The following is a 26728-nucleotide window of genomic DNA, read 5'->3' on the forward strand; positions in this document are numbered from 1 at the left end:
GCGGAACGCCCGGAAGTGGTCGATGTTCCTCCAGGGGCTACCGCGCGGTAACCGCATGCTCCTACGCTGCCGCCAACTCGGTGACAGCGAAGGGGAGTTGACGCATGCGCGCAGGGAGATCGATGGCGGCGTTCGCAGGGGCCGCCGCACTGCTGGTGATGGGGCCGGGCAACGCCCACGCGGCAGCGCCCAAGTTGTCCGAGACGACGGCCATCGGCACGCACAACGCGTACGACAAGGCCAAGTACACCTACTTCGCACAGGCGTTGGACTCCGGCGCCTCGCTGCTGGAGCTGGACGTGTACGTGGACAGCATCACCCACCGCTGGCGGGTCAGCCACAGCAATCCGCTGGGCAACGACAACAACTGCGAAGCCGCCAAGACCCCGAGCGACCTGTACAGCAAGAGCCGCAACCAGGATCTCGGCGGCTGCCTGGACAACATCGCGGCCTGGAACCAGCTCCATCCCGACCACCCCCCGATCGTGTTCAAGGTCGAGATGAAGGTCGGCTTCAACAACAACGCCGGTATGGGACCGGACGAGTTCGACACGCTCGTGCGGCAGAAGCTCGGCAGCAGTGTCTACAAGCCGGCCGATCTGCTGGGTGGCACGTACGACTCGCTCGACGCGGCCGCCAAGGCGAACGCCTGGCCCGACCGCGACTCCCTGCGGGGCAAGTTCCTCTTCGAGCTGATCCCGGGCACGGTGGAGCAGGCGAACCCCGTCGACCACTACTGGACGGACCAGGAGTACGGCGACCACCTGCGCGACCTGTACGCGGCCGGGAACATCGCGCAGGCGCAGGCCTTTCCCGCGGTGCTCGGCGCGGCGGGCGGCGACCCGCGGGCGAGCCGCTGGAGTTCCGACACCTCGATCCGCCCGTGGTTCGTGTTCTTCGACGGGGACGCGGCGACGTACGTCGACAACGGCTACGACACGTCCTGGTACGACACCAACCACTACTTCCTCATCATGACGGACGCGGCCGGCGTGTCCCCGGCGATCTCGTCCACCGACCCGACGGACGCCGAGGTCGCGGCACGCCTGTCGCTGCTCGCCCACGACCACGCCAGTGTGATCACCTCCGACTGGGCGGCGAAGTCGGCGTCGGTCCTCAGTTCGGTGGCCCACCGGGGCTGACCTCCGAACGCAAGGGGCATACCACCCGTACAAAGGTGACAACAGGCATCGATCCCTGTCGGTGCCTGTTCCCCCCACCACCTCTTCAGGGAGCCCCCATGCTGCAAGGCATCGACGTCAGCGCCTACCAGTCCTCCGCGTACGACACGGACGGTCTCTCCTTCGTCTTCATCAAGGCGACGGAGGGGCGTTCGTATGTGAACCCGAAGCTCTCCGCCCAGACTAAGACCGCCCGGGACGCCGGTTGCGTGGTCGGCTTCTACCACTTCCTGTGGCCGGGCGACATCACCGCCCAGGCGGAGTACTTCGTGAGCAAGGCCCCGGAGAAGGCGGGTGATCTGCTGGCCGTCGACTGGGAGACGACCGGCGACGGGACGCACGCGAGCAACGCGGACAAGGACGCCTTCATCCGCAAGGTGAAGCAGCTCCGCCCCGACAACCGCGTCGTCCTCTACACCAACCGCCAGTTCTGGCTGACCATCGACACCACGTCCTACGCCGGGGACGGCCTGTGGATCGCCGACTACGTCACCGCGGGCAAGCCCCGCATCAAGGCCTCGTGGCGCTTCCACCAGTACACGTCGGACCCGGTGGACCGGAACGTGGCGAACTTCTCCAGCAAGGCGGCGCTCGAGCAGTGGGCGCGAGACGCCTGAGCCGCCCGCACGCCCACCCGGGCACGGGGCGGCAGGCGGGCGAAACGCGGTGAGGAAACGCCTACGCGCGGAACTCCGCGGGGCGTTCGGGCGACGCCTGTTCCAGCGCCTTGCCGACCTCGGCCAGGCCGGCGCGCAGGCCGTAGACCGGGGTGCCGGGCTGCTGGCGCCAGGAGTCGTCGATGCCGCCCGCGTCGACCGTGTCGAAGCCCAGTTCCTCGATCAGGGCCCTGACCTTCGCCTTCGCCGATTCGTCGTCGCCCGCCACCGGCAGCGCCATGCGGTCGGGCGCACCGGCCGGACGGGGACGGTCCAGGATGTCCTGGGCGTAGGTGCCGTTGAAGGCCTTGATCACGGGGTGGCCGATCTGCCGTTCGGTCCAGCGGCTCTCGGTGAGGCCCTCGTCCTCGATCGCCGCGATCCTCCCGTCCCGCTGCTGGGGGTAGTAGTTGCCGGTGTCGATCACGGCGACGTCCTCCGCCGCGCCGTCCAGCAGCCCGGACGGCAGGTCCGGTACGGCCTTCACCGGGATGGTGATCACGACGACCTCGGCGCCGCGGGCCGCCTCCTGCACCGTGACGGGGGTCGCGCCCGTCTCCTTTGCGAGTGCGGTGAGCGTGTGCGGGCCGCGGGAGTTGGCGACGGAGACGTCGTGGCCGAGGGCGGTGAGCCGCCGGGTCAGGTTGCCGCCGATGTTGCCCGCTCCGATGATGCCGATCTTCATGACGTGCCTCGCCCTTCCGGGGGTCGGTGTCCGTGCACAGCGTCTGCCGGTAGAACAACCCCCGGACGCGCCGGGCCATTCCGGCGCGTGGCGAACGGGTGACGTCAGATCCTCACGGCGATCTCGCCCGTGTGCCCGGTGGACTCCCTGAGGCGGTGGGCGCCCGGATGCGGTCGAGACCGCCGAACGACGACCTGCCGAGAGAGAGCGGGGTGGCGCCGGAGCCGTACCGCCGACGGGCTTCCTAGGGCTGCGCCCGCAGCAGGCCGAGGGTCTCCTGAAGCTCCTCGCGCAGTACGGCGCCGGCCGCCTCCGCGTCCCCGTCCGTCACGGCCCGTACGAGGGCCGCGTGGGTGTCGTCGCCCGTGTTCGCGTCCTGGTCGCGCAGGCGGGTCAGGGACAGCATGGCGATGAGCGCTTCGCGCAGGGCGGGGGTGAACTCGGCGAACAGGTCCGCCAGGACGGGGTTGTGCGCGGCGGCGACCACCGCCGTGTGCAGGGCGATGTCGGCGTCGACGAACGCGGCGTCATCGGCCGCCGAGGCCGTGCGCCGGCCCTCCAGGGCGGTCGCCATCGCCGTGATGTCGTCCGGGGTGCGGCGGTGCGCGGCCAGGCGGGCCGCGTGGACCTCGACCGCCATGCGGACCTCGTAGACGTCCGTCACCGCCGCCCGCCGCAGCCTGGTGGGCCAGTCCTCGACGGGCTCGGTGGCGACGACGAAGACGCCGGACCCGTGGCGCGGCTGCACCAGCCCGGCGCCGGCCAGCGCGCGCAGCGCCTCCCGCACCGTGGAGCGGCCCACGCCGAGTTCCTTGGCGAGGGTGGTCTCGCCGGGCAGCCGGGTGCCGACCGGCCAGTGGCCACCGGTGATCTGCGCGCGCAGCCGGTCCGCGGCCTGTTCGACCAGCGGACTGGGGCGGACGGCGTCGAGCGGCATGGCGGAATCACCAACTTGTCTGAGGAGTAAAGCGGTTCGCACTTGTCTGAGGAGCTGAGCAGTGGATAGCGTACCGGCATGACGCTCCGTGGTCTCCTTCTCGGCTGCCGCGGCGGGGTTTGATGCGACCGGCGCCCCGCCGCGGGGTGCCGTGCTGCCGGTCACCGTCCGACCGAGCCGAAGGGCAGCAGCAGACGATGACCACCCTTGACGAGACGCCCGCGTGGAATCCGCAGCGTCCCGGCCCCATGCCGTACTTCCGGTACCGCTCCTTCCACGAACGTGTGCACGTCCCCACCGGGGAGCGGAGCTGGCCCTCCGCCCGCATCGAGCGCGCACCCCTTTGGGTCCCCGTCGACCTGCGCGACGGCAACCAGGCGCTGGCCGAGCCGATGGACACGCCTCGCAAGCGCCGCTTCTTCGACCTGCTGGTCGCCACCGGGTTCAAGGAGATCGAGGTCGGCTATCCGTCCGCGAGCCGAACCGACTTCGACTTCGTGCGCCACCTGGTGACCACCGGTGCCGTCCCGGACGACGTCACGCCGGTCGTCTTCACGCCGGCGCGCCCCGATCTGATCGACACCACGTTCGACGCGATCGAGGGGCTGCCGAGGGCCGTCGTGCACCTGTACATCGCGACCTCGCCGGTGTGGCGCGAGGTGGTGCTCGGCCGGGACCGGGCCGAGGTGCGGCGGACCGTGCGGGAGGCGGCGGCGCACATGGCGCGGCGCGCGGAGCGGATGACGTCCTCCTACGTCCGCTTCCAGTTCTCCCCGGAGACGTTCAACCTCACCGAGCCCGACTTCGTCCTCGAACTGTGCGACGGGCTCACCGAGTTGTGGGACGCGAGCCCGGACCGTCCGGTCACCCACAACCTTCCCGCGACCGTCGAGATCGCCACCCCGAACGTCTACGCCGACCAGATCGAGTACGTGCACCGGCACCTCGCCCGCCGGGACGCCGTGATCCTGTCCGTGCATCCGCACAACGACCGCGGCACGGGCGTCGCCTGCGCCGAGCTCGCCGTACTGGCCGGTGCGCAGCGCGTGGAGGGCTGCCTGTTCGGTAACGGCGAACGCACCGGCAACGTCGACCTGGTGACCCTGGCCCTGAACCTGTACGCCCAGGGGATCGACCCGATGCTCGACTTCCGGGACCTGGACGCGGTCCGCGCGACGGTCGAGCACTGCAACCGGCTCCCGGTGCACCCGCGCCACCCGTACGCCGGCGATCTGGTGCACACCGCCTTCTCCGGCACGCACCAGGACGCGATCAGCAAGGGGTTCGACCACCACGCGCGGATGGCGGCCGAGTCGGGGGTGCCCGAGGGCGAGGCCCCGTGGGCGGTGCCGTATCTGCCGATCGACCCCGCCGACGTGGGACGTTCGTACGAGGCGGTGATCCGCGTCAACTCGCAGTCCGGCAAGGGCGGGGTGGCGTATCTGCTGCGCACGCACGCGGGCATCGACCTGCCGCCCCGTATGCGGCCCGACTTCTCCCGCGTCGTCCAGGAGGCCACGGACGACAGCGGGCGGGAGGCGACGCCCAAGGAGGTGTACGAGCTGTTCCGGACCGTCTACCTGGACGAGGGCGAGGTGCGGCTCGCCGCCTGGTCCGCGCACCCGGACGCCTCCGGCACCCACCGTTTCGTCTGCACCCTGGAGACCGACGCCCGCTCCGGTGACCACGAGGGCACCGGCAGCGGCGCCCTGACCGCCTTCGTCGACGCGCTCGCGGGGGCCGGGTACGGGGTCGAGGTGCTGGACTTCGCCGAGCAGGCGGGCGTGGACGGGGAGGTGGTCGCCTACGCGGAGTGCCGGGTCGACGGCACCACGGTCTGGGGTGCGGGCCGGGACGCCTCATCCCTCGGGGCGTCGGTCCGGGCGGTGCTCTCCGCGGTGAACCGGGCGGTGCAGCGGTGACGGAGGTGCTGCGGGCGCAGGACGTCGACGTCGTACGGGACGGGCGGGCGATCCTCCAGGAGGTGTCCCTGACCGTCCGGGCCGGCGAGCACTGGGCCCTGCTCGGCCCGAACGGCGCGGGCAAGTCCACGCTGCTCGGCCTGCTGGGCGCCCTGATCCACCCCACCCGCGGCACCGTGGAAGTCCTCGGGCACCGTCTGGGACGCGTCGACCTGCGGGAGCTGAGGTCCCGTGTCGGTCATGTCGACCCCCGTCATCCCCTGGCCTCGCCGTTGCGCGTGCGGGACGTGGTGCTGACCGGGCTGACCAACTCGGTGGAGCCGCTGCCCCGATGGCGGCCGGCACCGGAACAGGAGGAGCGGGCCGATCGGCTCATCCGGACCCTGGGACTCGCCGACCACCGCGAGGCGCGCTGGCCCACGCTCTCCCAGGGCCAGCGCGGCCGGACCCTGATCGCCCGCGCCCTCATGCCGCAGCCCCGGCTCCTGCTGCTGGACGAACCGGCCACCGGCCTCGACCTGCCGGGCCGGGAGCAACTGATCGGCGCGCTGGAGGAGCTGCGGCCGGCCCATCCGCGGCTGGCGACGGTCCTGGTCACACACCACCTGGAGGAGCTGCCGCCGGGCACCACGCACGCCGTGCTGCTGCGCGAGGGCCGGGTGCTGGCCCGGGGCCCCGTCGCCGAGGTGCTGACCGGTGACCAGGTCGGCAAGTGTTTCGACCTGCCGCTCACGCTGGAACGACGGGACGGGCGCTGGGCCGCGCGGATCCGGCGGTGCGCATGACGAAGGGGGCGCCGGTCCGTACGCACCGGCGCCCCCCTCATCGCGTCACTTGTTCAGGTGCGTCCAGAACTCGTCGAACGACAGCACCTTGTCGCCGTTGAGGTCCCGGGACTTGATGATGGCCTCGGCCACCGCCTCGGTGACGTTCCAGTCGCCCCCCTGGGCCAGGGCGCTCTTGAACTCGGCGGCGGTGATGAAGCCGTCACCGTCCGCATCGATCCGCTGGAACTGCTTGCGTGCTTCCTCGATGTCCGCCACCGATCCGCCCCTTTGTGTCGCGTTCGTTCTGTCGTGTCGTCGTACTGACGCAGGTCAGACTAACGGGCCGCGCGTGCCCTCAGCGCGGCGACCACCCAGGCGAACTCCTCCTGGTGCGGAGGCTGGGGCCGGTCATTGACGATGGACAGCAGTTCCCGGTAGCGGGCGACCCGCTCGTCGAAGGCCGTCTCCATGCGCTCCAGCACGGCGGCCCGGTCGGCGTCGCCGTAGAGGTCCCTGAGTACCGCGTCGGCCTCGGGCGCCTCCGGTGCGATGCCCCGCTCCCGGGCCCCGCCCGCGAGTTCCACGAGACGTTTGGCGAACCACAGGGACGCTCCCGCGGGGACGTCGGGCCCCCGGTCGGCCGCGTTGAACTCGGCCGCCTTCCGCATCTGCGCCCGGAACTCCGGGTCCTGGAGCATCTCGGCCAGCTCCACCCAGGCGTCGACCTGCTCGGGAGTCGGGTCGTCGGGCAGGTCCGCCGCCGTGCGGCGCATCCGCTCCCGGATCTCCGGGTCGACGCCGTCCAGTCCGTGGAGCATCTCGTCCACGAACTCCGCAACGATCCGCTGCCGCTCGGCCGCCGACAGCCGCGCCAGTTTGTTCATCAAGGTCGTCTCCTCCGCGTTCGAGCCTCGCCGTGCCACTGTGGACAGCACCGCCCTGGTCACCCTCAGGGCGCGGATCCGCGCGTCCAGCGCCGCGACGTGCGCGGCGGCCACCTCGGCGACCGTCCGCTCGCCCGCCAGCACCCCGCGCACGTCGGCCAGGCCGAGGCCCAGTTCGCGCAGCGTGCGGATCAGCTCCAGGCGGGCCACGGACGTGGCGTCGTACAGCCGGTAACCGCCGGTGGAGCGGGCCACCGGGGGCAGGACGCCCTCGTCCGACCAGTAGCGGATGGTGCGCACGGTCAGTCCGGTGGCGCGGGCCAGGTCGCCGATGGTGAAAAGGCCGGTGCCGTCGTCGATCACGTCTGCGAGTCTGGGCCTTCCAGTGGGTGGAGACTCAAGGAGCGTACGGCGGCGGTGGGTGTGGGCTGCCGATGGGCGCGGCCAGGCGGCTTGCCGCCGGGCCGGTGTGGGCGCAGATCGGACCGGGGAACGCCCGCAGCACGCGGGCGTTCCAGGCGGCGGGCTGTGTGCCGGTCGGCGCGGAGGCGCTGCTCCTCGCGCGGTGGGGCGTCAGCGGAAGACGCCCGTGTGGCCGAGCGAGTAGCGGCCCGGCTGCGGGTAGACGGCGAGGCCGTGCGGGCCGCTGCCGACCTTGATACGGGCCAGTTGCCGGCCGGTCTTGGTGTCGATGGCGTACACCTCGGAGTTGTAGCGGCCGGACAGCCACAGCACCGTGCCGTCCGCCGAGACGCCCCCCATGTCGGGGCTGCCGCCGCCCGGCAGGCGCCACTTCCCGGTCAGCCGGTCCCCCTTGAAGTCGAAGACGGAGATGGTGCCCTCGCCCCGGTTGGAGATGTACATCTGGCGGGAGTCGCGGCTGACGTAGAGTCCGTGCGCGCCCTTGCCGGTGGGCAGGAACGACGGCTTGGCGAAGCTGTCGCCGTCCAGGATCCACAGGCCGTCGGCGACCATGTCGGCGATGTAGAACCTCCTGCCGTCCGGGGAGACCTTGACGTCCTGCGGCATGGCGCCGTGGTGCGGCAGTTTCTGCTGGGCGACGACCTGCATCTTCTCGGTGTCGACCTTCAGCAGTTCGCCGCTGAACTCGCAGGAGACGATGAAGTAGCGTCCGTCGAGCGAGAAGTCGGCGTGGTTGACGCCGTAGCAGCTCACCGGGACGGCCTTCTTCACCTTCATGGTGTGTGCGTCGCGGAAGACCAACTGGCGGTCCTTGGAGGCCATCACCACCGCGTACTTGCCGTCCGGGGTGAAGTACAGGTTGTAGGGGTCGTGCACGGCGACCGGCTTGCCCGCCCGGCCGGTCCTCGGGTCGATGGGGGTGAGGGAGTTGCCGAGGTCGTTGTTGACCCAGAGCGTCTTCAGGTCCCAGGACGGCACCACGTGCTGGGGCTGGCGGCCGACCCGGATGGTCTCCATGACCTTGTAGGTCTTCGGGTCGATGACGGAGACCGTGTCGGAGTTGGTGTTGGGTACGTAGATCCGGGACGGGAAGTCCTTGACCACCGGGGAGAGCTGCCCGGGGCGGTCGGCGGCGTAGACGTCGTCGGGGTCGAGCACGGGCGGCATGCCCGGCAGTTGCCGGAGGGCCTGCTGCTGGGCGCGCTGGGTGGGGACCGTGGAGGCCGTGTCCCCGCCCTTGTGGTGGGGGGACCCGCTGCAGCCGGCCAGCACGGCGAGGGCGGCGCCGGCGATCAGTACGCGCTTGACGGTCGTGGGATGCATCAGCTCAGCAGCTCCGTGGTGGTCACCGCGGCCAGGCCGCGGTCTTCGAGTGCGTGCAGGATGTCGGGGAGGGCGGCGACCGTGTCCGGGTATCCGAAATGCAGGCTCACCACCGATCCGTTGCGGATCTCGTCGGTGACCTTGCGGGTGACGGCGGCGGCGCCCGGTGAGGTGTAGTCGAGCGAGTCGACGTCGTACGACAGGACGTGCGGGTAGCCGGCGCGGCGGGCCAGGCGTTCGACGAGAGGGGTGGCGCGCTGCGTCCGGGACGGGCGGAACCAGGTGCCGATGCCTCCGGTGAGGTGGCGCAGCCGTTCGGCGCATCCGTTGATCTCGGCGAACGCATCGGGCTCGGGCATGGTGTTGATGCCGAGGTGGCGCAGGGTGTGGTTGCCGAGATCGTGACCGCCCTCCAGGATGCGGCCGGCGATCGCGGGGTGCTTGTCGAGCCAGGTGCCGACCGCGAGGACGGTGACCTTGACGCCCGCCTTCTCGGCCGTGTCGAGGATCGCCGTGGCGTAGGAGGGGTCGCCCTGGCCGTGGAAGGTGAGCGCGATGCGGGCGCGGTTGCGGGGACCGTTGGCGATCTGGGCGGGCTTCCCCGGGAAGGAGCGCGGGACCGGTGTGGGCGCGGGGGCGCGCGAACCGGTGGCGGGGCGGGGGGTGTCGGTGGTGCGGGACGGGAGGTCCTTGTGGACGACGGTGTCGCCGGCGGAACAGGCGGCGGCGAGAGCGCCGGCGGCAGCGAGCCCCGCGCCCGCGCGCAGCGCCGCGCGGCGGTCGGGCACCGTGCGCGCGGTGCCCGTCTCACGGTCGGACGGGGAGGGAGGGACGGGCGTGGTCACTCTCCCCATTTAAGGACGGGTTGGTGGAGAAATCGACGATTTGACCTTTTCCTGGACGGGGCGGGTCGCGGTCACCGGTCGGGGACCCGCATCTCGAACCAGGTCGTCTTGCCGCGGGGCAGCAGGTCGACGCCCCAGCGGTCGGCGAGTTTGTCGACGAGGAAGAGGCCGCGGCCACTGAGGTCCAGCTCCTGAACGGGCATCAGGCAGGGCAGGCCGCGGGAGGGGTCCCGCACCTCGACGCGGATCCAGCCGCGGCGCCGACGCATCCGTAATCCGAAGACGCGTGCGCCGGTGTGCCGTACAGCGTTGCCGACGAGTTCGGAGACGAGCAGTACGGCGTCCTCGGTCATGCGCGGGCCGAGCCCCCAGTGGCGCAGGATCACGACCTGGGCGAGTCGGCGGGCGGTGGCGGCGGATTCGGGCCGGGACGGCAGCGGCACATCGGCCTCGGCGGGGTTTCCGAACAACTCCAGCGCCTTGAGCGCCTGTTCGTCCTCGATCGCAGGCGACCAGCGAGCCGCGGTGACACTCCCGTGCCGCCGCGACGGCTCCATACCCTCCAGCCCCGCCATGGACCCATCATGGCCGCCGGGAGGGGGGCTCGGGGTCGTTACGACGGAATGCGCCCCCCGGAAGCACACATTCATCACCATTCGACCGGCATATGCCAATCGCAACCCGGGGCCCGCCGCACCCCAACTGACCTGTGGCGACAGGCCAGTTGGGGGCAATCGCCGGATGAACCCGGCGCGAAATCTTTAAGGTTGCCTTAAGGCTTCCATAATCCGCTCCATCGGGGGACAGGCGAAAGGGCGTCCCGTCAACTGCGCGTGTATCAGCCCGACTTGCTGAACAATGCTCAGGTTACGCGCGTCCGACGGCGTTCGGAACGAACTTCGGACGAACTTCTGAGCGGACTTCCGGGCGGACTTCTCGACGGGCTTCCGCACGGGCTTCTCGACAGGCTTCCGGGCGGACTCCTAGACGAACTTCGCCTTGCCCGGTCCCTCCTCCACGAAGCTGCGCATTCCGCGCTCGCGGTCCTCGGTGGCGAACAGGCCCGCGAACCAGTTGCGTTCCACCGCGAGGCCGGTCTCGATGTCCGTCTCGAGACCGGTGTCGATCGACTCCTTGGCGGCGCGCAGGGCGATCGCCGGACCCTGCGCGAGCTTCGCGGCCCAGGCGTGCGCTTCGGCGTAGACCTGCTCGGCCGGGACGACCCGGTCGACCAGGCCCAGCGTCAGTGCCTCCTCGGCCCTGACCTGACGCCCGGTGAAGATGAGGTCCTTCGCCTTGGACGGGCCGATCAGGCGGGCCAGCCGCTGGGTGCCGCCCGCGCCCGGGATCAGCCCGAGCAGGATCTCCGGCTGCCCCAGCTTGGCGTTCTCGCCGGCGATGCGGTAGTCCGCGCACAGCGCCAGCTCGCAGCCGCCGCCCAGGGCGTAGCCGGTGACGGCGGCGACGACGGGCTTGGGGATGCGGGCCACGGCGGTGAAGGACTCCTGCAGGGCGCGGGAGCGCAGGACCATCGCGGTGTGGTCCATCACCTGCATCTCCTTGATGTCCGCGCCCGCGGCGAACACCTTCTCCCCGCCGTACAGGACCACGGCGCGCACGTCGTCGCGGCGCGTGACCTCCTCGGCGAGTTCCTTGAGCCGGTCCTGGGTGGCGACGTCCAGCGCGTTCATCGGCGGGCGGTCCAGGCGGAGGGTGCCCACGCCCTCGGCGACTTCGAGATGTACGGTCATGGGACGAGGTTAACGGCCACTAACGGCAGCGGGCCCGGTGTGCTCGCTCACAGCGGCGCACCGGGCCCGGTCACTGCCGGCCGGCGTTACTCGATCCACTCGTCCCAGGGCATGTTCCAGCCGTTGAGCCCGTTGTCGGGCGCCACCGTCCGGTCGTGGGAGTTCTTCACGATGACGACGTCACCGAGCATCGACTGGTTGTAGAACCAGGCGGCCGGCACCGAGCCGTCGTAGCCGCCCTTCACGTCGCGCAGGCCGACGCAGCCGTGGCTGGCGTTGTAGTTGCCGAAGGCGTCGCCGCCCCAGTAGTTGCCGTGGATGAAGGTGCCGGAGTCGGTCAGGCGCTGGGCGTGCGGCACGTCCTTGATGTCGTACTCACCGCCGTAGCCGACCGTTTCGCCGTTCATCCGGGTCACCACCAGGCGCTCGCTGATGACCATCTGGCCGTTCCAGGTGTCGTAGCCGGGCTTGCCCGTGGTGACCGGGATGGTCCTGAGGACCTTGCCGTCACGCCGGACGACCATCGTGTGCGCCTTGGCGTCCACGGTGGAGACCTGGCTGCGGCCGATGGTGAAGCTCACGGTCCTGGCCTGCTCGCCGTAGACGCCGGGGCGGCCCTGCACGCCGTCCAGGTTCAGGTTCACGGTGACCTTGGTGCCCGGCTTCCAGTACTCCTTGGGCCGGAAGTCGAGACGGTCGTTGCCGAACCAGTGGCCGCGGACCTCGACGGCGGGCTCGGTCTTGATGGTGATGGCCTTCTCGATGTCGGCCGGGTGGGTGATGCCCCGGCTGAACCGGACCGAGAACGGCATGCCGACGCCGACGGTCGAGCCGTTGTCGGGCGTGTAGACGCCGACGAAGGTGTTCTTCGGCGTGAGCGTGGTGAAGGACGAGTCCGCGGCGGAGGTGAGGCCCGACGCGTCCTTGGCGACCGCGTGGACCTTGTACGTGGTGGCCGAGGCCAGGTGGGTCGACGGGGCCCAGGAGGTCCCCCCGCCGGTGATGCTCCCGGCGACCTCGTGCCCCTTGGAGTCCTCGACCCGGACCTGGGTGAGTCTGCCCTTGACGGCGGACACCTTGAGGGCGCCGCTGGTGTCCACGCCCTTGGCGCCGTCCTTCGGGGCTATGGTGACGACGGCCTGCGACCGCCGGGCCGCCGCCTCGCCGGCGTCCTTGCCCTTGGCGTCGCCGCCTCCCCCTCCCCCGCCGCACGCGCTGACGCTCAGCAGGAGGGCACCGAGTATCAGCGCCGAGAACTTCTTCCCCCCACGTCCGCGCGCACCAGCCGACGCGCCCGATATCGGTCGCCCGTTCACGTTCCCTCTCCCCTCGCACGGCCTGATCGGCTCAGGCCCCCCACTCCGGCGCGTCCCGCACGCGCAGGGCGCAAATCAATCACACCCCACGACCCGATGGCTCCCCGCCGCTGTCACTGTTCAGTCCCGACTTCGGACCGCGCGAAGGCGCATCGGTGGCCGCGGGACGCGCCCCCGACGTGCCGCCGTGCCGGGCTGCCGCCCTTTCAGGGCGCTCTCCGGATTCCTCGTTCACAGCACTTGATGTTCGGCGCCGGTAAATGGTTGCGTCACCGGGGGGACAAGGCCGTGGGGAGAGCCCGATACGGCCTTCGGAAGACCGGACGGCCCCGGACACACGGTGGCGCCGCGCCGGTGCGGCAACAGGCACCAGGTGTATCGACGACTAGGGGGTGGCCCCGCCCGCTTTCCAGTCGCTCCAGTTCATGTTCCAGCCGCCGAGGCCGTTGTCGGGCGCGACCTGCTTGTCGTCGCTGTGGACCACCTCGACGACGTCGCCGACGAGGCTGTGGTCGAAGAACCAGCCCGCCGGGGTGTCCTTGCCGCCACCCTTGACGTCCCTGAGGCCCACGCAGCCGTGGCTGACGTTGGTGCGGCCGGGGGCGTCCGGAGCCCAGTAGTTTCCGTGGACGAAGGTGCCGGACTCGGTCAGGCGCAGGGCGTGCGGGACGTCCGGGATGTCGTACTCGCCGCCGAAGCCGACCGTGCGGCCGTTCATGCGGGTGACCGCGAGCCTCTCCATCACCACCATCTTCCCGTTGTACGTGGTGGTCTTCGGGGCGCCCGCGGTGATCGGCACGGTGGCGAGCAGCCGGCCGTCGCGGCGGACCCGCATGGTGTGCCGGGCCGCGTCCACGAGGGAGACCTGGCTGCGGCCGATGGTGAAGGCGACGGTCCGGTACTGCTGTCCGTAGACCCCGGGCGCGCCCTTCACGTCGCGCAGCCGGAGGCTGACGGTGACCCGGGTGCCGGGCTTCCAGTACTCCTCGGGCCGGAAGTCGAGGCGGTCCCTGCCGAACCAGTGGGGGCGGATCTCGACGGCCGGCCTGGCGGTCACACGGATGGCGCGCTCTACCGCGGCCCGGTCCTCGATCCGCCGGTTGAACTGCACGGACACGATCATTCCGGTGCCGACGGTGGAGCGGTCCTCCGGGGTGACGTACCCGATGAACCGGTGCTCGGGCACATACGTGGTGAAGGTCGCGTGACGGGCCGAGCGGCGGCCGTGGCCGTCGCGGGCCACCGCGTCGACCGTGTACTTGGCGGCGAGGGCGAGGCGGGGGCCGTCGGGCTCCCAGACGGTGCCGTCCGCCGAGAGACGGCCGGGCACCGGGGAGTCCTGGGCGTCCTGGGACCTGACGACGGTCACCGACTCCAGGCGTCCGCTCGCCGCTTCGACTCGCAGCCGCCGGTCGGCGGGCACACCCCTGCTGCCGTCCTCGGGGGAGATCCGGATGACGTCCTCCGGGGCCGGATGCTTGTCGAAGACGCCGTCGAGTCCATGGCCGGTGCAGCCGGCCAGGAGGGCCGCCCAGGTCAGTACCGCGGCCAGTGCGGCGCCCGCGCGCCGCGCGCGCATGTGTACGTGCGTCACGACGATCTCAACGACCCAGCGCCGCCCGGGAAACGTGAGTGCGAGCCGTGCACTGGGCAGAACAGGGGGGAGGGAGACGGGATCAGGGTGGGCGGCCGGGACGCCGTGCACCCATTTTCCCGTCGTTCCGCGAGCCGCGGGAGGCGTGCAGGTGTCCAGCGCAGCCGAGCAGGAGGCAGTGCAGGAGGAGCGGGCGGGCGAGGGACGGTCCACGCGCTCGGCCGCCGTGCTCAACGGCAGGCGGCGCCCGGTGCCCACGGTGCCGGTGTGGCCGGGTGCGCCGACCCCGCTCGGGGCGCGCTTCCGGGCCGGGCCGGACGGGGTCGTGGGCACCAACTTCGCGCTGTGGGCGGGGGGCGCGGAGGCGGTCGAACTGTGTCTGTTCGACGGGGCGGGGCCGGAGAGCAAAGAGACCCGGGTCCGGCTGACCGAACTGACGCACGAGATATGGCACGGTTTCGTCCCGGGCGTGATGCCGGGGCAGCGCTACGGCTACCGGGTGCACGGCCGCTGGGACCCGTGGACCGGCGCCCGCTGGAACCCCGCGAAGCTCCTCCTGGACCCGTACGCCCGCGCGGTGGACGGGGAGTTCTCCCTGCCGCCGGAGGTGTACGGGCACGTACGGGACTGGCCCGACCAGCACGTCGCCGACACCGTGCGCGACGACCGGGACTCGGCGCCGTACGTCCCCAAGGGCGTCGTCGTGCACGATGACGACGACTGGGCGGACGACCGCCGCCCGAAGACGCCGTGGGCGGACTCGGTGATCTACGAGCTGCACGTGCGCGGCTTCACCCGGTTGCACCCGGACATCCCCGAGGAACTGCGCGGCACCTACGCCGGCCTCGCGCACCCGGCGGCGATCGAGCACCTGGTGACGCTGGGCGTCACAGCGGTCGAACTGCTGCCCGTGCACCAGTTCGCGCACGAGGACCACCTGCTGCGCCGCGGCCTGCGGAACTACTGGGGCTACAACTCGATCGGCTACTTCGCCCCGCACGCCGCCTACGCCTCCACCGGCACGGCCGGCCAGCAGGTCGGCGAGTTCAAGCGGATGGTGAAGGCGCTGCACGCGGCCGGGATCGAGGTGATCCTCGACGTGGTGTACAACCACACCGCGGAGGCGGGCGAGCTGGGCCCGACGCTGTCGCTGAAGGGCATCGACAACCGCGGCTACTACCGCCTGCAGACCGACGCGCGCCGCTACGCGGACTACACCGGCTGCGGCAACACCCTGCACGTGGTGCAGCCGCACGTGCTGCGCCTGATCACCGACTCGCTGCGCTACTGGGTGACGGAGATGGGCGTGGACGGCTTCCGCTTCGACCTGGCGGCGGCGCTCGCGCGCTCCATGCACGACGTCGACATGCTCTCCCCGTTCCTCGCGGTCATCGCCCAGGACCCGGTGCTGCGCCGGGTGAAGCTGATCGCGGAGCCGTGGGACGTCGGCTCGGGCGGCTACCAGGTCGGGGCCTTCCCCCCGCTGTGGACGGAGTGGAACGACCGCTACCGGGGTGCCGTACGGGACTTCTGGCGGGGCGCACTGCCGGACGTGCGGGACCTGGGGTACCGCCTGTCGGGCTCGAGCGACCTGTACGCGTGGGGCGGGCGCCGCCCCTACGCGTCCGTCAACTTCGTGACCGCGCACGACGGTTTCACGCTGCGCGACCTGGTGTCGTACGAACGCAAGCACAACGAGGCCAACGGCGAGGGCAACCGCGACGGCTCCGACGACAACCGCTCCTGGAACTGCGGCGCGGAGGGCGACACGGACGACGAGCGGATACGGGCGCTGCGGCGCCGGCACCTGCGGAACCTCCTGACGACCCTCCTGCTGTCGACGGGCGTGCCGATGCTGGTCGCGGGCGACGAGATGGGCCGCACCCAGCACGGCAACAACAACGCCTACTGCCAGGACAACGAGATCGGCTGGGTGGACTGGAGCCTGTCCGCCGACCCCGGCTGGCGGGCGCTGTTCGACCTGACGGCCCGGCTGATCGCGCTGCGGCACCGCCATCCGGTGCTGCGCCGCCGGGCGTTCTTCTCCGGGCGGCCTCAAGCCGCGGACGGCCTCAGGGACCTGGCCTGGTTCACGCCCCGCGGGGCGGAGATGACGGAAGGCGACTGGTACGCGCCCGCCGCGACCCTCGGCATGTATCTGTCCGGCCGGGACATACCGGGCCGCGACGCCCGGGGCGGACCCGTGGTGGACGACAGCTTCCTCGCGGTGCTGCACGCCGGGGACCGTCCGGTGAGCTTCGTGCTGCCGGGGCCGCCGTGGGCCGAACGCTACGAACTGGTCGTGGACACCTCCCGCGAGGAGCAGGCTCAGGCGCCGGGGACGGTGCACCGGGCCGGCGCGACGGTGACGGTGCCGGCCCGGTCGGTGCTGCTGCTGAAGGTCGCCGGCTGAGAACCCGGGTCACACCCCCGGCACACGGGCTGTGCGACCGTCAGCCCAGGATCCCGCGGTCATAGGCCACCGCCACCGCGGCCGCCCGGTCGCGGAGCGCGCGCTGCTTCTGGCCGCCGCTGAGCTTGCCGAACCGGGTGGTGAGCTTGAGGGGCATCAACCGATCGGCTGACCGGGTGATACGACCGGGTGACCGCCACGGTCGTACGACCCTTCGAACATGCAGGTCGTAGGACCAGCGGCGGATCGGGGCCGGGCCGAAACTCGGTGGGCAGTGTCAGTGCCGATCCGTAGGCTCGCAATGATGCCGACGACACGTGCAACCACCAGCGACCGTTCCGCCGTCCGCACTCTGCTGCGCCTGTGGCCGTATGTGCGGCCGGTGCGGCTGCGGCTGTTCACCGCGGCGTTCGTCGCGATCGTCGCCTCCTGCGTGGGACTGGTGATCCCGCTCGTCCTGAAGTGGATGGTGGACGGCCCCGTCACCGACCGGGACCCGGCGGGCGTGTGGCTCGGCGCGCTGTACCTGCTGCTGCTCGGGTTCGCCGAGGCCGGACTGTTCGGGATGCGGCGGTGGCTGGTGGCCCGGCCGCTGTCGCGGGTCGAGGCGGAGATGCGGGCGGACCTGTACCGGCACCTGCAGCGGCTGCCGGTCGCCTTCCACGACCGGTGGGCGTCGGGGCAGTTGCTGTCCCGGGGCACGACGGACCTGATGCTGCTGCGTCAGTTCCTGGCGTTTCCACTGACGTTCCTGCTGGTGAACGGCGTGACCATCCTCGTGGGTGTGGTCATCATGCTGCTCCAGGACTGGACCCTCGGGCTGGTCGTGCTGGGGCCCGGCATCCCGGTGGTCGTGATGTGCGCCGTCTTCGAACGGCGGTACGCGCTGGTGGCGCGGCGGGCGCAGGACCAGGTGGGCGATCTGACCACCGTGGTCGAGGAGAGCGTGCTCGGCATCCGGATCATCAAGGGCTTCGGGCGCCACCGCAGCCAGGCCCGGGCGTTCCGCGAACTGTCGCGGACGCTGCGCGGGACGGAGCTGGCGAAGGCGCGGCTGCTGGCGGCGATCTGGGCGGTCATCGTCACGCTGCCGGAGGTGGCTCTCGGGGCGGCTCTGGTCGTCGGGGCGGTGCAGGTCGCGGACGGCGGGTTGTCGGCGGGAACGCTGGTGGCCTTTCTCTCCACGGCTCTCGCGCTGCGGTGGCCGGTGGAGTCCATCGGCTTCCTGCTGGCGATGAGCCAGGAGGCGGCGACGGCGACGCAGCGGTACTTCGAAGTCATGGACGAGGAGCCGGAGGCGTCGAGCGTCCCGGCATCGGCGCCGGCCGGGGGCGGGTCCCGCGACTCGGCGCAGCGGGGTGCCGCCGCCGGCCGGAGCGACGGTCTGCGGTTCGACAACGTTTCCTTCCGCTACCCCGACGCACCCCCCGGCTCCCCGCCCGTCCTGGACCGTATCGACCTCCACGTCCGCCCCGGCGAGACCATGGCCCTGGTCGGCGCCACCGGCAGCGGCAAGACCACGCTCACCGCGCTCATCCCCCGCCTGCACGAGGTGACCTCGGGACGCATCACCCTCGACGGAGCCGACATCACCGCCATGTCCCGCCGGGAGCTGCGCTCCATGGTGGCCGTCGCCTTCGAGGAACCCACGCTCTTCTCCGCCACCGTCGCCGACAACGTCCTCATGGGCGCCCCCGAAACCGCCGGCGAGAAGGAGCTGGAGCGCGCCCTCGCCATCGCCCAGGCCGACTTCGCCCACGCCCTCCCCCAGGGCACCCGCACCCAGGTCGGCGAGCAGGGTCTGAGCCTGTCCGGCGGCCAGCGGCAGCGCCTCGCGCTGGCCCGCGCCGTCGTCGGCAGCCCCCGCTTCCTGGTCCTGGACGACCCGCTCTCCGCCCTCGACGTGCACACCGAGGCCGCGGTCGAGGCCGCCCTGCGCCGCGTGCTCGACGGAACGACCGCCCTGGTCGTCGCGCACCGCCCGTCCACCGTCCTGCTCGCCGACCGCGTCGCCCTGCTCTCGGGCGGCCGTGTCGCCGCCGTCGGCACCCACCACGAACTGCTGCGCACCAACGCCGAGTACGCCCGTCTGATGTCCGGAGACCCCGCACACTCCGAGGACAGCGAGGAGGCCCGATGACGGCGCCCACGACGACCGCGCCGAACGACGAGGAACAGGACCGGGAGGGACCCGCCCCGGCCTCCGCCGCCTCCGGCGACCCCTTCGACCGCGACGCCCTCCCCGCGCCCCCGGGCGCCACCGCCGCCCTGCTGCGCTCGCTGCTCGCCCCGCTCAGGGCGCGTACCGCCCTGGCCTGCGTCCTGCTGCTGCTCCAGCAGGCGGCGGTGCAGGTGGGCCCGCTGCTGGTGGCGTACGCCATCGACCGCGCCGTACCGGCGTTCCGGCACGGCGACCACGGACCGCTCACCGCGGTGGCGGTCGGCTATCTGCTGTCGGCGGCGGCGTCCGGCGTGCTGCAGTACGCGTTCACGGTCGCCTCCGCCCGCGTCAACCAGGACGTGCTGCTCGATCTGCGGGGCCGCATCTTCCGCCACGCGCAGGCGCTGAGCATCGACTTCCACGAGCGCTACACCTCGGGCCGGCTGATCTCGCGGTCCACGACGGACGTCGAGTCGCTGCGCGAGCTGCTCAGCGAGGGCCTTCAGGAACTGGTCACGGTCATCCTGTCGTTCGTCTACATCTCGGCGATGCTGCTCTGGCTGGACCTGGGCCTCGGCGCGGTCGCGGTGGCCTCCCTGGTGCCGCTGTACGGGCTGGTGCGGCTCTACCAGCGGCGGGCGGGGCGGGTCTTCCGCAGGCGGTCGACCGCGATCGCCGCGGTGATCGTGAAGTTCGCGGAGACGATGAACGGCATCCGCCCGGTGCGCGCGTTCCGCCGTGAGGAGGCCAACGACGCCGACTTCCGCGTGCTGAACCGGCGGCACGAGCGGACCAACGGCGACGCGCTGCTGGAGATGGCCCGCTATGTCACCGGCTCCCGTCTGGTGGCCAACACGGCGGTGGCCGGAATCGTGCTGTGGGGCGCGTACCGGGTGGCGGAGGGCTCCCTCGCGCTCGGCGTGCTGGCGGCGGCGGTGCTGTATCTGCGGCGGCTGTACGACCCCATCGACCGGCTGGGCATGTTCCTGAACTCCTACCAGTCGGCCGCGGCCTCGCTGGAGAAGATCGCGGGGCTGCTGGCGCAGACGCCGTCCGTGCCGGAGCCGGCCCAGCCCAGGGAGCTTCCGCCGTCCACCGGTGGCCGGCCGGGCCGTGAGGTGGTCTTCGAGGACGTCCGGTTCGCGTACCGCACGGGCGGCGAGGTGCTGCCGCGCTTCTCGCTGACCCTGCCGGCCGGGCAGACGGTCGCGGTGGTCGGCGCGACCGGCGCGGGCAAGTCGACGCTCGCCAAGCTGCTGGCGCGCTTCTACGACCCCACCGACGGCCGGGTCCTGCTGGACGGCGTGGACCTGCGCGACCTGGCCCTGCCCGACCTCAGGCGCGGGGTGGTGATGGTGACCCAGGAGGCGTTCCTGTTCTCCGGGACGGTCGCCGAGAACATCGCGATCGGCCGCCCGGACGCGACCCGCGAGGAGATGGAGACGGCGGCGAAGGCGATCGGCGCGCACGACTTCATCGCCGCGCTGCCGGAGGGCTACGACACCGACGTCCGCAAGCGCGGCGGCCGCATCTCGGCCGGGCAGCGGCAACTCGTCGCGTTCGCCCGCGCGTTGCTCGCCGACCCGGCGGTGCTGATCCTCGACGAGGCGACCAGTTCCCTGGACATCCCCGGTGAGCGGGCCGTGCAGCGGGCGATGGAGACGGTGCTGCGGGGCCGTACGGCCGTGGTGATCGCGCACCGGCTGTCGACCGTGGAGATCGCCGACCGGGTGCTCGTGATGGAGGGCGGCCGCATCGTCGAGGACGGCAGCCCGTCGGAACTGATCGCGGGGACGGGACGGTTCGCGGACCTGCACCGGGCGTGGCGGGACAGCCTGGCGTGAGCGCGTCCGGGGAGACCGGGAGAACGGGAGAACGGGGAGACGACACGGATGATCGACGCTTACGAGGACCCCGGCGAGCCCGACTGCCGTGGCGGCGCCCGGTACCTGTGGTGGCTGGTGACCAGGCAGCCGGGGCGGTCCGTCGCGGGGGCGCTGCTCGGCAGCGTGTGGATGGTGCTGCTGGCGGCGACGCCGTATCTGATGGCCCGTGCGGTCGACAAGGGTCTTCGCCCGGGTGACATGGGCGCCCTCGCCGGGTGGTCCGGCGCGCTGTTCGTCGTGGGGGCGTTCAACGCCTGGCTGAGCGTCATGCGGCACCGCGTGATGACGCGGGTGCGGATGGACGCCAACTTCCGCACCGTCAAGGTGGTCGTGGGGCACGCGGTGCGGCTGGGGGCCGCGCTGCCGCGGCGGGCCGGGGCCGGTGAGGTGGTCACGATCGGTGTGAGCGATGTGCAGACCATCGCCGGCGCCCTGACGGTCGTGGGGCCCGGTGTCGGGGCGGTCGTCGCCTATCTGGTGGTGGCCGGGCTGCTGCTGTCGGTCTCCGTGCGGCTCGCCGCGGTGGTCGTGCTCGGGGTGCCGGTGATCGCCCTGATCGTCGGACCGTTGATGCGGCGCCTGCAGGACACGGAGGGGGAGTACCGGGAGCGGCAGGGTGTGCTGGCCGCCCGGATCGGCGATCTCGCGGGCGGGCTGCGGGTCCTCAACGGCCTCGGCGGCAAGGGCATTTTCGCGGACGCCTTCCGCCGGGACTCCGCGCGGCTGCGGGAGCAGGGATACCGGGTCGGGGCGGTGACCAGTTGGATGCAGGCGCTCGGGGTGGGGCTGCCGACGCTGTTCCTCGCCGTCGTGACCTGGCTCGCGGCGCGGCTGGCCGCCCGCGGGGACATCACCGTGGGTGAGCTGGTGGCGGTATACGGGTATGTCGCCGTGATCGTGCGTCCGGTGGCGGCCTTGATCGACTGGGGTTACCAGGTCGCCCGTGGCGTGGTGGCCGCGCGGCGCGTCGTACGGCTGCTGCGGCTGGAGCCGGAGCCGGACGACGGCACCTGCGACGCCCCCGCGGAACCGTCCGTGCTGCACGACCCGGAGTCCGGGGTGCGGGTGGTGCCGGGGCGGCTGACCGCCCTGGCCGGGGCGCGGCCCGCGGACGCCGCGGCCGTCGTGGACCGCCTGGGCCGGTACGCCCCGTCCGCGGCGACCTGGGGCGGGGTGCGCCTGGACGAGATCCCGCTGTCGCAGGTGCGGGCGCGGATCCTGGTCGCCGACAACGAGGCCGACCTGTTCGCCGGGACGCTGCGCGAGCTGGTCGCGGGCGCCCGGGAGCCCGGGGACGTCGACGAGGCGGCGGTCGGGCGGGCGGTGCACGCCGCCGTCGCCGACGACATCGTGCAGGGCCTGCCGGACGGGCTCGGTTCGGCGATCGACGCGCAGGGACGCAACCTGTCCGGCGGCCAGCGGCAGCGCGTCCGGCTCGTGCGGGCGCTGCTCGCCGACCCGGAGGTGCTGCTGGCCGTCGAGCCCACGTCGGCGCTGGACGCGCACACGGAAGCCGCGGTCGCGGGGCGGCTGCGGGAGGCGGGCGAGGGCCGTACGACCGTGGTGACGACCACCTCCCCGCTGGTCCTGGACCGCGCGGACACCGTCCACTACCTGGTCGACGGGAAGGTCGCGGCCACCGGGAGCCACCGGCATCTGCTGGAGACGGAGCCGGGCTACCGGGCGCTGGTGGCGCGGGACACCGACACCGCCGATACCGAGGAGGTCGTGGCGTGAGCCGGGGACAGCTCCCCGTCGCCGAACCGGTCGACGTGCGGCGGGCCGCCGTACGGCTGGTGCGGGCCGACGGGCGGGCCTTCGCGGCCGTCCTGGCCCTGAACGCGGCGGCCTCCGGGACCGGGCTCGCCGGGCCGTGGCTGCTCGGGCGGATCGTGGACGAGGTGCGGGCCGGGAACGGCGTCGGTGCCGTGGACCGGCTGGCGCTCGGCATCCTGCTGTGCACGCTGGCGCAGCTGCTGCTGTCGCGCTGGGCCCGGTACGTGGGGCACCGCTTCGGGGAGCGGACCCTCGCCCGGGTGCGCGAGGAGTTCGTCGACCGGGCCCTCGCGCTGCCCGCGTCCGTGGTGGAGCGGGCCGGCACCGGGGACCTGACCGCGCGCGGCACCGCCGACGTGGCCACCGTGGGCACCACACTGCGCGACGTCGGTCCGGAGCTGCTGATCAGCACCGTGCAGGCGCTGTTCCTGCTGGGCGCGGTCTTCGCGCTCGACCCGCTGCTCGGCGCGATCGGCGTGTTCGGTCTGATCCCCATCTGGTGCGTGCTGCGCTGGTATCTGCGCCGGGCCAGGGACGGCTACCTCGCCGAGGGGGAGGCGAACTCCCAGGTCGCGGAGATCCTGGCGGCGACGGCGTCCGGGGCCCGCACGGTGGAGGCGTTCCGGCTGCACCAGCGGCGGGTCGCGACGAGCCGGGACGCGCTGGACGTCTCCCGGCGCCGGCGTCTGTACACGTTGTCCCTCAGGTCGGTGTTCTTCCCGGTGGTGGAGGTCTCCTACGTCCTGCCGGTGGCCGCGGTGCTGCTGGCCGGCGGCGTGCTGCACGCGCACGGGGTGATGAGCCTGGGGTCGGTGGTGGCCGCCGCGGTGTATCTGCAGCAGTTCAGCTCGCCGCTGGACGAGATCCTGATGCGGGTCGAGCAGTTGCAGAGCAGCGGCGCGTCCTTCGCCCGGGTGGAGGGGCTCGCCCGGGCCCCGCAGGCGGACCCGGAGGGCACCTCGGCCGTCCCGGCGGACGACCGGATCGACGTGACGGACGTGCACTACGCCTACGACCGCGGGGGCGAGGTGCTGCGCGGGGTGGACCTGACCGTGCGGCCCGGGGAGCGGCTGGCGGTGGTCGGCCCGTCCGGCGCCGGCAAGACCACCCTGAGCCGGCTGCTGGCCGGCATCGACACGCCGACCGAGGGCTCGGTGACGGTGGGCGGCGTGCCCGTCTCGTCCCTCGGCCCGGAGCGGCTGCGCCGACAGGTCGTCCTCGTCACCCAGGAGCACCATGTCTTCCTCGGGACGGTCCGCGACAACCTGCGGGTCGCCGAGCCGTCCGCGACGGACGGACAACTGTGGGCGGCGCTCGCCGCGGTCAGCGCCGACGACTGGGTGCGGGAGCTGCCGGAGGGCCTGGACACCGAGCTGGGCGGAACCGGTTGCCGCACGGACGGCTCACAGGCCCAGCAACTGGCCCTGGCCCGGGTGGTGCTGGCGGACCCGCACACGCTGATCCTCGACGAGGCCACGGCCCTGCTGGATCCGACGACGGCCCGCCACACGGAACGCGCGCTGGCGGCGGTCCTGCAGGGCCGCACGGTCATCGCGATCGCCCACCGCCTCCACACGGCCCACGACGCCGACCGGGTGGCGGTCATGGAGGACGGCCGCCTGACGGAACTGGGCACACACGAGGACCTGGTGACGGCACGGGGCGCGTACGCGGCGTTGTGGCGGACGTGGCACGGCGGGGGTGCGTCGTAGGGGCTGTCGCGGCAGCCCTTCGCGGTCGCGTCCACCCGCCGGTTGAACAGGCCGTATACCGATGAACAGTCCGTATACCGAACATGACCAACCGGCCAACGAACGATTTCCAGCCAACCTATTGATGCGCTCCTGACAATTGTCGCGCCCTCTGCCACGCTTCCCACGACCCCTGCACAGCAACCCCACAGCTTCGCACGCCGTGCCGGGACGAGACACCTTTCACGCACTCGCACTGCGCACCCGCACCTGGTTCCGCGTTCCGCCCTGTTCTGCCCGGACGGCTCACCCTCCGTCCGGTCTCCCCTGGCCGCGCGACCCGCGGCCACGCAGAAGGAGTCAGTGTTGAGAAGCAGTTCCTCTCGCAGACGCACCTCCCACGCCCCCGCCCGCCGCGCCGCCGCCGTCGCCCTCGTCGGCGTCTCCGCCCTGCTCGCCGCCGCCGTCCAGTCGGGTGCCGCGAGCGCCGCACCGGCCGGACCGGCCGCCGGGAAGTTCAACCCGGCCCACGCCGCCCTGAAGCTCTCCCCCTCGCAGCGCGCCGAGCTGATCCGCGACGCCGACGCGGCGAAGGCGAACACCGCCAGGGAGATCGGCCTCGGCGCCCAGGAGAAGCTGGTCGTCAAGGACGTCGTCAAGGACGGCGACGGCACGCTCCACACCCGCTACGAGCGCACCTACGCCGGCCTGCCCGTCCTCGGCGGCGACCTGGTCGTCGACACCGGCAAGTCGGGGACGCCCGAGAAGGTCGTCAAGGCCACCCAGGCCGTCCTCAAGGTCGCCTCGCTCACCCCCGGGGTCGCCCCGGCCAAGGCGGAGCAGCAGGCGCTGTCCGTGGCCCGGGCGGCCGGCTCGACCAAGACCGGCGCGGACCGGGCGCCCCGCAAGGTGATCTGGGCTGCGAGCGGCAAGCCCGTGCTGGCGTACGAGACGGTCGTCGGCGGCTTCCAGGACGACGGCACCCCCAACGAACTGCACGTCATCACCGACGCCGCCACCGGCAAGGAGCTGTACCGCTACCAGGGCGTCGAGACCGGCATCGGCAACACCCAGTACAGCGGCCAGGTCGCACTGACCACCACGCAGTCGGGGTCGACGTACACGCTGAACGACGGCTCGCGCGGCGGTCACAAGACGTACAACCTCAACCGCGGCACGTCCGGCACCGGCACGCTGTTCTCGCAGTCGAGCGACACCTGGGGCAACGGCACCACCTCCAACGCCGCCACCGCGGGCGCCGACGCGCACTACGGGGCCGCGGTGACCTGGGACTTCTACAAGAACACCTTCGGCCGCAGCGGCATCAGGAACGACGGCAAGGCGGCCTACTCCCGGGTCCACTACGGCAACTCGTACGTCAACGCGTTCTGGGACGACGGCTGCTTCTGCATGACCTACGGCGACGGCTCCGGCAACGCGGACCCGCTGACCTCCCTCGACGTCGCCGGGCACGAGATGAGCCACGGCGTCACCTCCAACACCGCCGGGCTGAACTACAGCGGGGAGTCGGGCGGCCTGAACGAGGCGACCAGCGACATCATGGGCACGGGCGTGGAGTTCTACGCCAACAACTCCTCCGACCCGGGTGACTACCTGATCGGCGAGAAGATCGACATCAACGGCGACGGCACCCCGCTGCGCTACATGGACAAGCCCAGCAAGGACGGCGGATCCGCCGACAGCTGGTACTCCGGCGTGGGCAACCTCGACGTCCACTACTCGTCGGGCGTGGCGAACCACTTCTTCTACCTCCTGTCGGAGGGCAGCGGCGCCAAGGTCATCGGCGGCGTCAGCTACAACTCGCCGACGTCGGACGGTCTTCCGGTCACCGGCATCGGCCGGGACAAGGCGCTGCAGATCTGGTACCGGGCGCTGACCACGAAGTTCACCTCGACCACCAACTACGCCGCCGCCCGTACCGGCACGCTCGCCGCGGCGGGCGAGCTGTACGGGACCTCCAGCGCCGAGTACAAGGCGGTGCAGGACGCCTGGGCGGCGGTCGCCGTCGGGTCGCGCTCGGGCGGCGGTGGCGGCGGCGGTGGTACGTCGTACGAGAACACGACCCCGGTCTCCATCCCGGACAACGGGCCCGCCATCACCTCGTCGATCACGGTCTCCGGCAGGACCGGGAACGCGCCGAGCGGTCTCCAGGTGACCGTGGACATCACGCACACCTGGCGCGGCGACCTCGTGATCGACCTGGTCGGCCCCTCGGGCACCTCGTACCGTCTGAAGAACTTCAGCTCCTCCGACTCGGCGGACGACGTGAAGGCGACCTACACGGTCAACGCCTCCTCGGAAACGGCCAACGGCACCTGGAAGTTGAAGGTCCAGGACCAGGCGGCGCAGGACGTCGGCACCCTCAACAGCTGGAAGCTGACCTTCCCGTAAACCGAGCCCCGAGCAGCGCGGACAGGGCGCCGTCATCGAGGCGGGACACCTCGGGGCGGCGCCCGTTTACATGCCTGCAATGTTCACCTGTCAGTCGACTTTCGG

20 protein-coding genes and 1 pseudogene are annotated in these 26728 nt (G+C 71.9%); 11 read left to right on the top strand and 10 right to left on the bottom strand.

Annotation, left to right across the window (positions count from 1 at the left end):
- The first annotated feature begins 104 nt into the window (after positions 1-104).
- Together ACZ4SW_RS30500 and ACZ4SW_RS30505 are read left to right on the top strand one after the other, a co-directional pair.
- On the top strand, positions 105-1142 hold the full coding sequence (locus ACZ4SW_RS30500) for a phosphatidylinositol-specific phospholipase C domain-containing protein (protein ID WP_468251942.1): 1038 nt from the start codon (positions 105-107) through the stop codon (positions 1140-1142).
- A gap of 98 nt (positions 1143-1240) precedes the next feature.
- The gene (locus ACZ4SW_RS30505) at positions 1241-1798 is read left to right on the top strand and encodes a glycoside hydrolase family 25 protein (RefSeq protein WP_468251943.1); all 558 of its coding nucleotides are present in this window, start codon (positions 1241-1243) and stop codon (positions 1796-1798) included.
- Between the two features lie 61 nt (positions 1799-1859).
- On the opposite strand, the gene ACZ4SW_RS30510 is transcribed toward ACZ4SW_RS30505, so the two are convergent.
- The gene (locus ACZ4SW_RS30510; protein WP_468251981.1) at positions 1860-2630 is read right to left on the bottom strand and encodes an NADPH-dependent F420 reductase; all 771 of its coding nucleotides are present in this window, start codon (positions 2628-2630) and stop codon (positions 1860-1862) included.
- A gap of 136 nt (positions 2631-2766) precedes the next feature.
- A complete protein-coding gene (locus tag ACZ4SW_RS30515) occupies positions 2767-3459 on the bottom strand; it encodes a FadR/GntR family transcriptional regulator (protein WP_468251945.1) in 693 nt (230 codons plus the stop codon).
- Positions 3460-3656: 197 nt separating this feature from the next.
- Between ACZ4SW_RS30515 and ACZ4SW_RS30520 the strand changes: the two genes are divergently transcribed.
- Positions 3657-5381, top strand: a complete 1725-nt coding sequence (locus ACZ4SW_RS30520) for a 2-isopropylmalate synthase (RefSeq protein WP_468251946.1) — start codon at positions 3657-3659, stop codon at positions 5379-5381.
- Entirely contained in the window at positions 5378-6166 is a 789-nt protein-coding gene (locus ACZ4SW_RS30525) for an ABC transporter ATP-binding protein (protein ID WP_468251947.1), read from the top strand. Before ACZ4SW_RS30520 ends, ACZ4SW_RS30525 begins: the two co-directional genes overlap by 4 nt.
- Before the next feature lie 45 nt (positions 6167-6211).
- Here ACZ4SW_RS30525 and ACZ4SW_RS30530 read toward each other — a convergent pair whose 3' ends face one another.
- Positions 6212-6424: an EF-hand domain-containing protein gene (locus tag ACZ4SW_RS30530; protein WP_468251949.1), complete on the bottom strand. Its 213-nt coding sequence runs from the start codon at positions 6422-6424 to the stop codon at positions 6212-6214.
- 59 nt (positions 6425-6483) lie between these two features.
- On the bottom strand, positions 6484-7395 hold the full coding sequence (locus ACZ4SW_RS30535) for a MerR family transcriptional regulator (protein WP_468251950.1): 912 nt from the start codon (positions 7393-7395) through the stop codon (positions 6484-6486).
- Positions 7396-7472: 77 nt separating this feature from the next.
- Between ACZ4SW_RS30535 and ACZ4SW_RS30540 the strand changes: the two are divergent.
- Positions 7473-7691, top strand: a pseudogene (locus ACZ4SW_RS30540) (hypothetical protein); the annotation flags it as partial.
- On the opposite strand, the gene ACZ4SW_RS30545 reads toward ACZ4SW_RS30540, so the two are convergent.
- From ACZ4SW_RS30545 to ACZ4SW_RS30570, 6 genes are all read right to left on the bottom strand, one after another.
- Positions 7606-8778, bottom strand: coding sequence for a YncE family protein (locus tag ACZ4SW_RS30545; protein ID WP_468251951.1), 1173 nt, complete (start codon positions 8776-8778; stop codon positions 7606-7608). The pseudogene ACZ4SW_RS30540 and the gene ACZ4SW_RS30545 overlap by 86 nt on opposite strands.
- A complete protein-coding gene (locus tag ACZ4SW_RS30550) occupies positions 8778-9632 on the bottom strand; it encodes a polysaccharide deacetylase family protein (RefSeq protein WP_468251953.1) in 855 nt (284 codons plus the stop codon). The genes ACZ4SW_RS30545 and ACZ4SW_RS30550 overlap by 1 nt, the downstream gene beginning before the upstream one ends.
- Positions 9633-9694: 62 nt before the next feature.
- The gene (locus ACZ4SW_RS30555; RefSeq protein ID WP_468251954.1) at positions 9695-10198 is read right to left on the bottom strand and encodes an ATP-binding protein; all 504 of its coding nucleotides are present in this window, start codon (positions 10196-10198) and stop codon (positions 9695-9697) included.
- A 408-nt stretch (positions 10199-10606) separates the two neighbouring features.
- Complete coding sequence (locus ACZ4SW_RS30560; protein WP_468251956.1) at positions 10607-11374, bottom strand: enoyl-CoA hydratase/isomerase family protein; 768 nt, start codon at positions 11372-11374, stop codon at positions 10607-10609.
- Between the two features lie 86 nt (positions 11375-11460).
- Entirely contained in the window at positions 11461-12690 is a 1230-nt protein-coding gene (locus ACZ4SW_RS30565) for a L,D-transpeptidase (protein ID WP_468251957.1), read from the bottom strand.
- Between the two features lie 385 nt (positions 12691-13075).
- Complete coding sequence (locus ACZ4SW_RS30570) at positions 13076-14269, bottom strand: L,D-transpeptidase (RefSeq protein ID WP_468251982.1); 1194 nt, start codon at positions 14267-14269, stop codon at positions 13076-13078.
- Positions 14270-14435: 166 nt separating this feature from the next.
- Here ACZ4SW_RS30570 and glgX point away from each other — a divergent pair, with 166 nt between their 5' ends.
- The 6 genes from glgX (at position 14436) to ACZ4SW_RS30600 (ending at position 26623) form a co-directional block, all read left to right on the top strand.
- Positions 14436-16697 (top strand): glycogen debranching protein GlgX, encoded by a 2262-nt coding sequence (gene glgX / locus ACZ4SW_RS30575; protein WP_468251958.1) that lies wholly within the window; start codon positions 14436-14438, stop codon positions 16695-16697.
- 304 nt (positions 16698-17001) lie between these two features.
- Positions 17002-18837 carry an ABC transporter ATP-binding protein gene (locus ACZ4SW_RS30580; RefSeq protein ID WP_468251960.1) on the top strand — a complete coding sequence of 612 codons (1836 nt, stop codon included), beginning with the start codon at positions 17002-17004 and terminating at the stop codon, positions 18835-18837.
- Complete coding sequence (locus tag ACZ4SW_RS30585) at positions 18834-20702, top strand: ABC transporter ATP-binding protein (protein ID WP_468251961.1); 1869 nt, start codon at positions 18834-18836, stop codon at positions 20700-20702. The genes ACZ4SW_RS30580 and ACZ4SW_RS30585 overlap by 4 nt, the downstream gene beginning before the upstream one ends.
- A 48-nt stretch (positions 20703-20750) precedes the next feature.
- Positions 20751-22481, top strand: a complete 1731-nt coding sequence (locus ACZ4SW_RS30590; RefSeq protein WP_468251963.1) for an ABC transporter ATP-binding protein — start codon at positions 20751-20753, stop codon at positions 22479-22481.
- Entirely contained in the window at positions 22478-24232 is a 1755-nt protein-coding gene (locus ACZ4SW_RS30595) for an ABC transporter ATP-binding protein (RefSeq protein WP_468251964.1), read from the top strand. The genes ACZ4SW_RS30590 and ACZ4SW_RS30595 overlap by 4 nt, the downstream gene beginning before the upstream one ends.
- A gap of 345 nt (positions 24233-24577) precedes the next feature.
- The gene (locus ACZ4SW_RS30600) at positions 24578-26623 is read left to right on the top strand and encodes a M4 family metallopeptidase (protein ID WP_468251965.1); all 2046 of its coding nucleotides are present in this window, start codon (positions 24578-24580) and stop codon (positions 26621-26623) included.
- Positions 26624-26728 lie beyond the last annotated feature (105 nt).

It is taken from the genome of Streptomyces sp. NPDC028331 (genome assembly GCF_055565775.1).

What these genes read in the sequence shown, in the direction of transcription:
- ACZ4SW_RS30500 (WP_468251942.1), top strand. Translation starts at nt 105, where the DNA reads ATGCGCGCAGGGAGATCGATGGCGGCGTTCGCAGGGGCCGCCGCACTG.
- ACZ4SW_RS30505 (WP_468251943.1), top strand. Translation starts at nt 1,241, where the DNA reads ATGCTGCAAGGCATCGACGTCAGCGCCTACCAGTCCTCCGCGTACGAC.
- ACZ4SW_RS30515 (WP_468251945.1), bottom strand. Translation starts at nt 3,459, where the DNA reads ATGCCGCTCGACGCCGTCCGCCCCAGTCCGCTGGTCGAACAGGCCGCG.
- ACZ4SW_RS30520 (WP_468251946.1), top strand. Translation starts at nt 3,657, where the DNA reads ATGACCACCCTTGACGAGACGCCCGCGTGGAATCCGCAGCGTCCCGGC.
- ACZ4SW_RS30545 (WP_468251951.1), bottom strand. Translation starts at nt 8,778, where the DNA reads ATGCATCCCACGACCGTCAAGCGCGTACTGATCGCCGGCGCCGCCCTC.
- ACZ4SW_RS30550 (WP_468251953.1), bottom strand. Translation starts at nt 9,632, where the DNA reads ATGGGGAGAGTGACCACGCCCGTCCCTCCCTCCCCGTCCGACCGTGAG.
- ACZ4SW_RS30555 (WP_468251954.1), bottom strand. Translation starts at nt 10,198, where the DNA reads ATGGCGGGGCTGGAGGGTATGGAGCCGTCGCGGCGGCACGGGAGTGTC.
- ACZ4SW_RS30560 (WP_468251956.1), bottom strand. Translation starts at nt 11,374, where the DNA reads ATGACCGTACATCTCGAAGTCGCCGAGGGCGTGGGCACCCTCCGCCTG.
- ACZ4SW_RS30570 (WP_468251982.1), bottom strand. Translation starts at nt 14,269, where the DNA reads ATGCGCGCGCGGCGCGCGGGCGCCGCACTGGCCGCGGTACTGACCTGG.
- ACZ4SW_RS30580 (WP_468251960.1), top strand. Translation starts at nt 17,002, where the DNA reads ATGCCGACGACACGTGCAACCACCAGCGACCGTTCCGCCGTCCGCACT.
- ACZ4SW_RS30585 (WP_468251961.1), top strand. Translation starts at nt 18,834, where the DNA reads ATGACGGCGCCCACGACGACCGCGCCGAACGACGAGGAACAGGACCGG.
- ACZ4SW_RS30590 (WP_468251963.1), top strand. Translation starts at nt 20,751, where the DNA reads ATGATCGACGCTTACGAGGACCCCGGCGAGCCCGACTGCCGTGGCGGC.